The sequence below is a fragment of the Streptosporangium fragile genome, from assembly GCF_039534445.1.
Taxonomy (GTDB): Bacteria; Actinomycetota; Actinomycetes; order Streptosporangiales; family Streptosporangiaceae; genus Streptosporangium; species Streptosporangium fragile.
This window is the reverse complement of sequence record NZ_BAAAVI010000033.1, coordinates 19,085-30,365: the sequence shown is the minus strand read 5'-3', so window position 1 is coordinate 30,365 and position 11,281 is coordinate 19,085. Positions and strand designations below refer to the sequence as shown.

The following is an 11,281-nucleotide window of genomic DNA, read 5'->3' as shown; positions in this document are numbered from 1 at the left end:
ACGGCCCCGTCACACGGGGTCGCGCAGCGCCGACGCCAGCTCGGCGGGGGTCTGCCGTTCCCACAGCAGCCGGGCCGGCACCGGCCTGCGGAGGTCGCGGCGCAGCCGGTCCAGGAGGGTCACCGCGAGCCGCGAGTCGCCGCCCGCGTCGAAGAAGGCGTCGTGCGGGCCGGTCCGCGGCGCGTCCAGCACCTGCCGGAAGGCCTCCAGCACCTCCAGTTCCAGCCGGTCGCGCGGCTCGGCCGCCCGCCGCCCGACACGGGTGGCGGCACCGGCCAGCCGGCGCCGGTCGATCTTGCCGGCCGGGGTCAGCGGGAGCGCGTCCAGGACGTGCACGGTCCCCGGCACCATGTAGCCCGGCAGCCGCTCGGCCGCCCACGCCCTGGTGTCCCGCGCCGTCACCGGCGGCGCGGCGGCCACGTAGGCCACCAGCCGCTCGTCCTCCAGCGTCACCGCGGCGTCGTCCACGCCGGGGCAGGCCCGCAGCGTCTGCTCGATCTCGCCGAGCTCGATCCGGTAACCGCGGTGCTTGACCTGGTGATCCACCCGGCCGATGAAGTCCAGGCGGCCGTCGGGGCGCTGCCGCACCAGGTCGCCGGTCCGGTAGAGCCGCCCGCCGCCCGCCGCGGGCACGAACCGCTCGGCGGTCAGCGCGGGACGCCGGTGGTAGCCGCGGGCCACTCCCGCGCCGCCGACGTGCAGCTCGCCCGGGATCCCCCGGGGGACGGGCCGACCGGCGCCGTCCAGCACGAGCGCGTGCGCCCCCGCCATCGGCAGCCCGATCGGCGGGACGCCCTCGCCGGGCGCGCACGCGGCCAGGGTCGCGATGACGGTCGCCTCGGTCGGCCCGTAGGCGTTGACCATGCGCCGGTCCCGGCCCCAGCGCTCGACCAGTTCGGGTGCGCACGCCTCGCCGCCGGTCACCAGCACCCGCAGCTCGGGCAGGGAGTCGTCGCCGGGCAGCGTCGCTATCACCGACGGGGGCAGCAGCACGACGTTCACCCGGCGCTCCGCCAGGCACCTGCTCAGCGCCCGGCCGACGAGGATCTCCCCGGCCCGCGGCACGCACAGGGTGCCGCCCGAGGTCAGCGTGGTGAACACCTCCCACACCCAGGCGTCGAACGTCGGCGGCGCGAACTGCAGCACCCGCACCCCCGGGCCGATGCCCAGCTCCGGGGCGAGGGACGCGACCAGGTTGCACGCGCCGGAGTGCTCCAGCAGCACCCCCTTGGGCAGGCCGGTCGAGCCTGAGGTGTAGATCATGTACGCCAGGTCGCGTGGCCCGGCCGGGCACGCGGTGCCGTGCCGCTCGGGTGCGGTGAGGCCCGGGGCGGGGAAGTCCGGGGTGGTGAGGCCCGGGGCGGGGAAGTCCGGGGTGAGGACGCCGTGACCGGGGCCGCGCCCGCCGGAACGAGGGCCGGAGCCGTCCAGGTCGGAGCCGTCGAGGCCAAGGCGGTCGAGGTCAAGGCGGCCGAGGCCGGGACCGCCGGGGTCGAGGCGGTCGAGGCGGTCGAGGTCGAGGCGGCGCTTCCCGGCCCCGGGCAGGCCGCCGAGGATCTCCCCGGTGCTCACCACGACGGCCGGCGCCGCGTCGGAAAGCAGGTACTCCAGCCTGCGGGCCGGTTGGGTCGGGTCGAGCGCCAGGAACGCACCGCCCGCGTACAGCACCCCGGTGACGACCGTGACCAGGCGGGCCGAGCGCGGCAGGCAGACCGCGACCACGGTGCCGGGACCGACCCCCTCGGCGGCGAGCCTGCCGGCCAGCTCCCGGGCACGCCCGTCCAGCTCGCGGTAGGTGAGCCGCCCGTCGTCCCCGTCCACGGCCGTCGCGCCGGGGGTGCGCCCGGCCTGCGCGGCGATCAGCGTCGCCAGGGTGGCGCCGGGCGCGTCCGGGTCGACGGCGGCGGGCGGCCCCGGGATCGGGCCGGCGCGGTCGTCGAGCGGCAGGTCGAGCACCGGGCACCCGGGGGAGCGGGTGAGCTCGCCGAGCAGCCGGGTGAGGCGGGCGGCCATCCGCTCGATCGTGGCGGGCTCGAAGACGTCGGCGGCGTAGGTGAGCGTCGCGCGGAGCCGGCCGTCGCCGCCCGCGCCCGGTGCCCCGGCGGCCAGGCGCAGGTCCAGGCCGTGGGCCACCCGCCCGGCGGTCTCCGGGCCGTCGACCGGCTCGAAGCGCAGGCCGGCCGCCTGGTGCGCGAGCACGCGGGGCGCGACACCGTACGTCACGTCGAACAGCGCGCCGCGGCTGGGGTCACGGGGTGGGGCGACGGCGGAGGCCACGTCCTGCAGCGGCAGCCGGTACCGTGCCGCGTCGGCGAGGGCGCGGTCCAGGCGGGCGCGGAGCGCGGCGAGGCCGCGGCCACCGCGGAGGTCCACGGGCAGCGGGACCAGGTCGTCCAGCGGCCCCGCCGCCCCCGCGAGGCGGCCCGGCTCCCCGCCGAGCAGCCCGGTGACCCGGCCGGGGGCGCGCAGACCGATCGTGAAGCGCTCCTGGCCCGAGCAGCGCGCCAGCAGGACGGCGAACGCGGCCAGCACCGCCGTGGACGGCTCACCCAGTCGCGGGGGGACGGTCACCGGGAAGCGGTACGCCGCACCCGCGCCCGTGCCGTGTCCGGGGCGGGGCCGGTCGACGGCCGGCTCCAGCGGCGGCACGTCCCGCAGCGCCGCCCGCCAGAACGCCCGCGCGCCGCGCGGTCCGGGCGGGCGTTCCGGCGCGCGGCTCCCCCCGCCGGGCGCGGGCAGACGCGCGGAGTCCCCCTCGGCCCGGGCGCGGTACAACTCGGCCAGGTCGGCTGCCAGGACGGCGACGGAGCCCTCGTCGGCGACGCACGGGTGCATGCGCAGCACCAGCACGTGCTCGCGGGGACCGAGCGCGAACAGGCAGACGTGCGTCAGCGGGCCCGTCACCAGGTCGAACGGCTGGGTGTCCACCTCGGCCAGCGCCGCCGGGAGCTTGTCCGGGTCGACCGGGACCGGACGCGGGGCCCGGGCGGCCGGGGCCGAGACCACCGGGTGCGGGCCGTCGCCGCGGGTGGGCAGGCACCAGCGCAGCACCTCGTGCCGGACGGTCAGGTCACCGAGCGCCAGGCCCAGCGCCCGCTCGTCGAGTGGTCCGGCCAGCCGCAGCCGCAGGGAGATCCCATCGGGGACGGTGTCGCCGCGGAGCCGGTGTTCCAGCCAGGCCCGTTCCTGGACGGGGGAGAAGAGCTTCACGGGGTGCCTCCCGGCAGGTTCAGCCGGAGCCAGTCCAGCTCCTGCGCGACCATGCTCTGGAAGTTCGCGGGGGAGACCATGGAGTACGGCATGTGCGCCTCGCCCCAGTAGCTGACCAGCCGGACCGGTTTGCCCTGCCGGGCCAGCGCGGTGTACATCTCCTCCGACCCGGTGTGGGTGAGGTAGTCACGCTCGCCGTGCAGCATGAGCAGCGGCGTCCTGATCTTCCCGGCGTGCAGGAGCGGGCTGTTGCGCACGTACCGCTGCGGGTCCTCCCACGGCGGTTCGCCCAGTCCGAACTCGAACGCCGGGTCCTCGACGTAGGCCGGCGCGAACCACTCCTGGGCCCGCGGCGTGTAGCGGAAGCGGGCGTCGAACACCCCGTAGGTGCTGATCACGTCCGAGAAACCGGAGATCGCGATCGCCGCCTTGAACCGGTCGGTCTTCGCGATGAGGCTGTGCACGTTGTAGGCGCCGAAGGAGTGCCCCAGCACCGCCAGCCGCCGCGGGTCGGCCACTCCCGCGTCGACCGCGGCGTCCACCGCGTTCATGATCGGCTTGGTGGGCCACGTCATCGGCTCGGCCGCCGCCGCGCCCCCGGGGCGGGGGATCGACGGGACGAGCACGGCGTAACCGCCGGCGGCGAGGAACTGCAGGGTCAGGTAGCTGGGGTTGTTCACCTGGAACTCCGGCACGTCCCCGACCGCGGTGACGATCCGCGTGCCGTACACGTTGACCACGAGCGGGTGACGCTGCCCGTCGCGGTGACCCGGCGGCAGCAGGAGCGCGCCGGTCAGCTTCTTCCCGTCCGCGCCCCGGTAGGTGATGAGCCTGCGCTGCGGGGGAAGCACCCGGGCGAGGTGGCCGTTGAGCGAGAGCCGCTGGGTGTGCCGCCCGCCGCGCGTGGTCCACAGCGCGGTGCCCCGGTCGCCGCCCGCGCCGAAGACCGCGGTGCGGCTCGCGGGGGAGTACCCGGCGACGCCGGCGTCCGGGTGCGGCGCGGGCAGCGGGGTCAGCGCCGGTGAGGCGCCGGGCGCCAGCTCGTACAGGCCGCCCTCGGCGTCGCGGACGAGCACCACGGGGAAGTCGCGGTCGAGCCGGGGGTTGGCCACCTCGGCCCCGCCCCGGTCGGTGGGGCGCACGCCGTTGCGCCTGACCGCGTCGTCCAGCGGCCAGGCCAGCTCCGCCAGCGGGGCGGCGCCGGCGGCGCCCAGGTCGCGCGCCTGTCCGGTGCGCGGGTCGATGAGCCAGGCGTGCCCGTCGGCCACGCCCAGCACGCCGCCGGGCACCGGCACCAGCTCCGGCGGCGGGGCCGTGAACCGCGAGGTCAGGTCGCGCGGCGCGGTGGCCGGGTCGGCCGGGTCGAACGCCCACCAGTCCTGACGGGCCTGCGGGCCGGCGGCGTCCTTGACCCGGGCGCCGCGCACCAGCGGGGTACCGGCCCCCCACAGCAGGCCCGTGGCCACCAGGCGGTCGGCGGCCAGCGGCGTGGCCCGCCCGCCCGCGGCGGGGACGAGGTAGGCGGTGACCGGGTCGGGCGCGCCGGGTGCGGCCCTGCCGACGACGAGCAGCCGGGAGCCGTCGGACGCCCAGCGGGGCTGCACGGTCACCGACGGGCCGGGCACGTCGCCGACCACGCGCGGCTGCCCGCCGGAGGCGGAGGCGAGCGCCAGCTGCGTGCGCCGCTCCAGGACGCGTTTGACCTGGCCGGCCCGTGGAGGGGCGGGGCCGAGGTCGTCCACGCGGGCGATGTACCTGCCGGTGGGGTCGGCCACCAGGTTGCCGGCGGTGTAGGTGCGCGCGGGCCCCGCGGAGGTGATCTTCCCGGTGACGGCGTCGACGACGACGATCTCCTCGTCCGGCGCGTCCGGTCCGTCGTCGCGGGAGCTGTCGAAGACGGCGGCGGTGTCCTCCTTGCCGCGCTCGACCTTGGCCCACTCCTTCGGGGCGAAGCGCTGGGCCTCCAGCCACTGCCCGTACTCCAGCGTCCAGCGGCCGGGGCCCACCATCGGGGCGATCACCCGCCGCTCGTCCAGCCACTGGATCAGGTAGCCCGACGCGTTCGTCATCGTCTGCACGCCCCGCGGGGTCAGCTTGCGGATCTTCCCGGTCTCCCGCTCCCACACGTGCAGGAAGACGTCGTCGCCGCCCCGGGTGGAGGCGAAGGCCAGCATGCGCCCGTCGGGCGACCACACCGGGTTGTAGTGCCCGGTGCCGTCCTTGGCGCCGCCCGTCACGTCGCGTGCCGGGCCGTCGCCGTCGACCACCCATATATCGGCGCGTTCGTTTCCGTCGACAAATGATGCGCCGTACCTGCTCGATTCGCCGGGACCGCGTTTCACGACGGCCGCGACCGATTTACCGTCGGGGGAGGGGACGACCTGGCCGAGTTTCTTCGTGGTCAGGAAGTCGCGCATCGAGAAAAGGCCCGCCGCCCGCGCCGCCGTGGACCGCTCCACCGTCGGCGCCGCGCCTCCGACCAGGGCTGCGGCGGTGAACAATGACAGAGCGAGCTTGACACGTAACACCATGGGGGGACGATAACCAGGCGGCCGGAAACGCGGGAGAACGCCCGGGAGGGTATCCGGCGGGCGGCCTATAATCGCGCTTCGCGTCCCGCGGCGGGTTCGCGTCGTGCCCCGCATTGGTCGTGCCGTCCCGCCGGCGGGATGTCCGCCGGGAAATTCTCCGAGGAATCGGACGTGTAATTGACTTCCTCCCCACGGCTGAAGCCCGGGGTCTCCACGCTGGAGGTGTTCGATGACCGACGTCGACCTGGCGGACGCCGACCTGTATGTCGGCGACAGATCCCACGAGGTCTTCCGCCGCCTGCGCGACCACGACCCGCTGCACTGGAACCCCGACGGCAGGGAGCCCGGGTTCTGGTCGGTCACCCGGCACGAGGACTGCGTGAAGGTCCAGAAAGACCCCCGGACCTTCAGCTCCAACCAGACCAACACCCTCGGCCCGCACCGCAACACCGGCGACCAGGGGTCCGGCAAGATGATCAACACGACGGACCCGCCCCGCCACACCGAGCTGCGCAAGCTGGTCAACAAGTGCTTCACGCCCCGGGCGATCGCGGCACTGGAGCCCTACCTCCGCTCGGTGGTGAAGGACGTGTTCGCCGACGCGCTGGAGCGCGGGGAGTGCGACTTCGCCGCCGTCGTCGCGGCCCTGCCCGTCGCGGGCATCTCGGCCCTGCTCGACGTGCCCCGCCAGGACTGGGACCTGATGCTCCGGCTGACCTCCACGGCGTTCGGCTCGCACGACAGCGAGTACCAGATGACCTCCGACGTGCGCGCCAACGCCGCCCAGGCGCACGGGCAGCTCCTGCTGTACTGCCAGGGCCTCATGGAGCGCCGCCGCCGCTCGCCCGGCGACGACATCGTCAGCCTCCTGGCCCGCTCCCAGAGCGAGGGGGTGCTCAGCGAGGAGGAGTGCCTGCTCTTCTTCGACGTGCTGATGCTCGGCGGCAACGAGACGACCCGGCACGCCGCCGTCGGAGGGCTGCTGGCCCTCATGGCGCACCCCGACCAGTGGGCGCGGCTGCGCAAGGAACCCGACCTCACGCCCAACGCCGTGGGCGAGCTGCTGCGCTGGACCTCGCCCAGCCGCCACGTGCTGCGCCGCGCCACCCGGGAGGCGGAGCTGCACGGCAAGACCATCCTGCCGGGCCAGGACGTCGTCATCTGGCACACCTCCGCCAACCGGGACGAGCGCGTGTTCGACGCACCGGAGGTGTTCGACGTCGGGCGCTCCCGCAACGGGCACATCGCGTTCGGCTCCGGGCCGCACTTCTGCCTGGGGGCCGCCCTGGCGGAGCTGGAGCTGAAGGTCTTCCTGGACGAGCTGGCGGCCTCGGTGGCGGACGCCGAACTGCTCGGGCCGCCCGACTACCTGCGCTCCCCGGTGATCAACGGCGTCAAGCACGTGCGGGTTCGCCTGCACCCCCGAGGGTAGGAGCACCGACCATGAAGGCACTCACCTGGGACCAGGTCCACGCCAGGCGGCTGACCCGCCACCATCTCGTGACACCCGCCTCCGGCGACCTCCGCGAGCCCGTGCGCGACGTGTGCGGGGTGCAGTCGCAGGTCGCGGCCGCGGCCGAGCTGGCCGTCGGGTCCCGGGTGAAGGGCGCCACGCAGGAGAAGGTCCGCGCCGCCCTGTACGACGGCAAGAGCCTGGTCAAGACCTACAGCCTGCGCGGCACCCTGCACGTCCACGCCGCCGACGAGCTGGCCCTGTGGCTGGCGGCCATGCGCTGGAAACCCTACTGGCGCGCCAAGGACAGCTGGCACGCCCACCACGGGCTGACCGCCAAGCAGGGCGAGGCGTTCGTCGACGCGGTCCGCGACGCCCTCGACGGCGCCTGCCTGACCCGCGAGGAACTGGCCGCGGAGGTTTCCGGCCGCGTGGGCGCCTGGGCGAAGGACAAGCTCGCCTCGAACTGGGGCGAGCTGCTGCGCCCCGTCGCCTACCTGGGCGTGCTGTGCTTCGGGCCGGCGCGGGGCGCCAAGGTCACCTACGTCAGGCCCGACCGGTGGGCGGGGCTGAAGGTCGAGGTCAAGGACCAGCCCGACCCCGAGGAGTCGGCGATGGAGGTCATCCGCCGCTACCTGCGCGCGTACGGCCCCGCCACCCACCAGGACCTCGCCCGCTGGTTCGCGCTCCGGCCGCCCGAGGCGCGCGAGGCGCTGGAGTCGTTCGGCGACGAGGTCACCCGGGTCGAGGTCGAGGGCCGCAAGGCGTTCGTGCTGGCCGAGGACGAGAGCCGCTGGCCGTCCGACCCCCGCTGTCTGCGGCTGCTGCCGCAGTACGAGGCGTACGTCCTGGGCAGCGGTCCCAAGGAGGTCATCGTCCCCAAGGACACCGCCGGTCGCGTCTTCGAGCACGGCCGGGGCAGGTTCGAGGGCGCGGTCGCCCACCAGATCATGCTCCTCGACGGTGTCGTGGCCGGCATGTGGGAGCGCAGGCAGAAGGGCGACACGGTCGAGATCAAGGTCGAGTCGTTCGTCGACCTCGACTCCGGCCGCCGCCGGGAGCTGGAACGGGAGGCCGAACGCGTCGGCCGTTTCTACGGCGCGCGGGCCACGCTGTCCATGGGCAGGCTCACCGGAAAGCGCTGAGGTCTGTCCACGGGCGGGTTCACCGGCGGGCGCCGGGGCCGGTCCGTCGGCGGGTTCACCGGCAGGCGCCGAGGTCCCGGCGCACCGCGTCCAGCACCGCCCGGCGTTGGGTGTGGATGAAGAAGTGCCCGCCTGGCAGCAGCCGCAGCCGGAACGCCGACGCGGTCTGCGCGCTCCACGCCCCCAGCCCGCCCGCCGTGGTCGTCGGGTCGCCGGTCCCGCCGAACACCGAGATCGGGCAGGCCAGCGGTGGCTCGTCCGCGTAGACGTAGGACTCCGCCACGTTCAGGTCGGCCCGCAGCACCGGCATGATGAGGTCCATCAGCTCCGGGTTGCCGAGCACCTCCGGCGGGATGCCGTCCAGGCGGTGCAGCACCCGCCGCAGGTCCTCGTCGCCGAGCCGCCCGAGCCGCGGCATGCCGTCGCGGACCTGCGGGGCGTTCCAGCCCGACACGAGCAGCCGCGCGGGGGCCGGCAACCCCCGCGAGCGCAGCCGCCGCGCCACCGCGAACGACACCAGCGCGCCCATGCTGTGCCCGAGCAACGCGAACGGCAGCGGGTCCAGCCGCGACAGCCCGTCGATCACCGGGTCGACGATCATCGACAGCCGGTGCGGCGGTTTCTCGGCGATGCGGGTCTCCCGGCCGGGAGAACGCACCGCCCACAGCTCCACGTCGCCGGGGAGCAGGTCCGCCCAGCCGCGGAAGGTCGCGGCGCCGCCCCCCGCGTTGGGCACGCAGACCAGCCGCACGCGGGGACGCTCCGGCCGGTGCAGCGGCACCAGCCAGCTCGCCGGTCCCGGGCCGGCCGCCGGGGACGCCGGGGACGTCCGGCGGACCGGGGACACCGGGGAAGCCGGGGGGACCGGCGACGGTGAAGGCACCGGGGACGCCGGGGGAGTCGAGGGAACAGTCATCGGGGAACCGCCAGGGATCGAACGGAGTCCCGGACCCGCTCGCACGCGGTGACCAGGTCCGCCAGGGACTCGGGGGGGAACATGTGGGCCGCGTCGCCCGGCCGGTACATCCGTTCGGGCTTCAGGCACGACTCGATGAGCAGCCCGTCCGCGCCGTACGCCGCGGCCGCCAGCGCGGCGGGCGCCACCAGCGCGGCCGAGCGGGTGCTGTGGCTGGGATCGAAGACCACCGGTAGGTCGGTGCGCTCGCGCAGCGCGGGGATCGCCCCGAACCCGGGCTCCGGTGGCGTCCCCGCGGCGCCCGCGCAGAGCACCACGTCGCGGTTGCCCCGGGCCAGGACGAACTCCGCCGCCCGCAGCCAGTCGTCCAGGCTCGCCCCCGGCGCCCGCATCAGCAGCACCGGCCGGGGCTGCGCGCCGAGCTCGGCCAGGAGCGGGCGGTTGTCCAGGTGCCGCCCGTCCACCTGCAGGCAGTCGGCCACCTCGGCGACCGCGGGCACGTCGCGCGGGTCGCACACCTCGGTGATCACGGGGATGGCCGCGGTCCGCCGGACCTCCGCGAGCGTCTCCAGGCCCCGCCCGCCCTTGCCGGAGAAGTGGTAGGGGCTGCTGCGGGTCTTGAACAGTCCGGCCCGCAGGGCGTGCGCTCCCCGGGCCCGGACCGCCAGGGCGGTCTCCGCCGCGTCCTCGGCCGACTCCAGCGCGCACGGCCCCGCCGCCCACCACAGCCGCGGCCCGCCGACCACGACACCGGTCACCGCCCCGGGGGCGTCGGGCGCGGCTCCGGGGCCGCCGGTCACCGCCCTGGGGGCGGGCCGCGGGGGGCCGCCGATCGTGACCTCGCGGGGTGCCACGCCGCTGTCCCGCCGTACCAGCCAGTGCCCGTCGGGGGTCGGACGACGGGCCAGCACGGCCGGGGAGCCGGGAACACGGGCCAGGGACTCGTCCCCGCTCACCACGACGAACACCCTCCCGGCCAGCCGCACCGGCCAGGCGGTGACGTCCTCGTGCGCCGCGGCCCGCGCGGCCACCTCCTCCGCGACACCGGCGGGAGTGCCGGGCACCAGCTCGATCAGCACGCCGGGACCCCCGCCCCGATCTCCGCCCGCCAGGACGCGATGCCCGCGCGCAGCGCGGCCACGTCCGGCCCGTGCCGCAGCACCCCGGTCGTGACCGGGAGCACCGCCCGTCCCGGGGCGCCGGCGGCGACGGCGACGAGGTCGCCGGTCTCGCGTCCGGCCCGGCCCAGGCCCGGCAGTTCCACGACCGCCGACGGCATCCGGGACACCAGCTCGGCCGCCTCCGCGCGGTCCGCCCCGACCACGGCGGCGGCCGCCGTGCCGTGCCGCTCGTTCCACTCCTGCACCTCGTCGGCGGTGCGCTGGGCGACGGTACGCGTACCCGCCCGCGCGCCCTGCACCCCACCGGCCGCGTGATTGGACGTCCGCACGAGCACCATGACGAGCGTCCCGCTCTCGCGGGCCCGGCGCAGCAGGGGATCGAGTGCGGCGAAACCCATGAACGGCGTCGCCGTCACCGCGTCGCCGCCCAGCACGCTGTCCGGGCCCAGGTACAGGTCCGCGTAGGAGTCCATCGTGTCGTCGGCGTCGCACACCTTCGCGTCCAGGACCGCCAGCGAGCCCCGCCCGTGCACGCCGTCGACGACGTCGCGCAGCAGGGCCGTGCCGGCGCCGCCGAACCGGGCGAAGAACGGCACCTGGATCCGGTAGACGGACACCCGATCGCCCGCGGCCTCCAGCACGGCCCCGCACATCCGCCGGGCCCCGCCCACGTCGTCGGGCAGCCCCCACGCGCCCAGCCACTTGGGGGAGGGGGCGAGGCCCAGGCAGAGGGCGGATCGGGTCAGGAGCAGGTCGGTCCACGCCGACACGGTCGATACGGCAGCCATGGGCCCATTGCACACGCCCCCGCGCCGGCCGGTGGATCGCCCGCCCGCCGGGGCGGCGCCGTCGGCTACACTCTCCGGCCCTCCCGGCCGGGCTTCCGCCACCCGGGCTTCCCGCCA

The 11,281-nt window shown here is 75.9% G+C and carries 7 protein-coding genes; 2 read left to right on the top strand and 5 right to left on the bottom strand.

All coding sequences use genetic code 11. The annotated features are described in order from the left end of the window. Window positions 1–9 precede the first annotated feature (9 nt). Together ABD841_RS22180 and ABD841_RS22175 are read right to left on the bottom strand one after the other, a co-directional pair. Window positions 10–3,210 (bottom strand): non-ribosomal peptide synthetase, encoded by a 3,201-nt coding sequence (locus ABD841_RS22180; protein WP_344974909.1) that lies wholly within the window; start codon window positions 3,208–3,210, stop codon window positions 10–12. Then, on the bottom strand, window positions 3,207–5,741 hold the full coding sequence (locus tag ABD841_RS22175; protein WP_344974907.1) for a S9 family peptidase: 2,535 nt from the start codon (window positions 5,739–5,741) through the stop codon (window positions 3,207–3,209). The genes ABD841_RS22180 and ABD841_RS22175 overlap by 4 nt, the downstream gene beginning before the upstream one ends. Window positions 5,742–5,970: 229 nt before the next feature. Between ABD841_RS22175 and ABD841_RS22170 the strand changes: the two genes are divergently transcribed. Both ABD841_RS22170 and ABD841_RS22165 read left to right on the top strand, forming a co-directional pair. Then, entirely contained in the window at window positions 5,971–7,173 is a 1,203-nt protein-coding gene (locus tag ABD841_RS22170) for a cytochrome P450 (RefSeq protein WP_344974905.1), read from the top strand. 11 nt (window positions 7,174–7,184) lie between these two features. Beyond that, window positions 7,185–8,339, top strand: a complete 1,155-nt coding sequence (locus ABD841_RS22165) for a winged helix DNA-binding domain-containing protein (RefSeq protein ID WP_344974902.1) — start codon at window positions 7,185–7,187, stop codon at window positions 8,337–8,339. A 55-nt stretch (window positions 8,340–8,394) separates the two neighbouring features. Here ABD841_RS22165 and ABD841_RS22160 read toward each other — a convergent pair whose 3' ends face one another. The 3 genes from ABD841_RS22160 to pyrF form a co-directional block, all read right to left on the bottom strand. Then, window positions 8,395–9,090, bottom strand: a complete 696-nt coding sequence (locus tag ABD841_RS22160; protein WP_344974899.1) for a thioesterase II family protein — start codon at window positions 9,088–9,090, stop codon at window positions 8,395–8,397. Between the two features lie 161 nt (window positions 9,091–9,251). After that, window positions 9,252–10,334, bottom strand: coding sequence for a hypothetical protein (locus ABD841_RS22155; protein ID WP_344974896.1), 1,083 nt, complete (start codon window positions 10,332–10,334; stop codon window positions 9,252–9,254). After that, window positions 10,328–11,164, bottom strand: coding sequence for an orotidine-5'-phosphate decarboxylase (gene pyrF / locus ABD841_RS22150; protein ID WP_344974893.1), 837 nt, complete (start codon window positions 11,162–11,164; stop codon window positions 10,328–10,330). Before pyrF ends, ABD841_RS22155 begins: the two co-directional genes overlap by 7 nt. Between the last annotated feature and the right edge of the window lie 117 nt (window positions 11,165–11,281).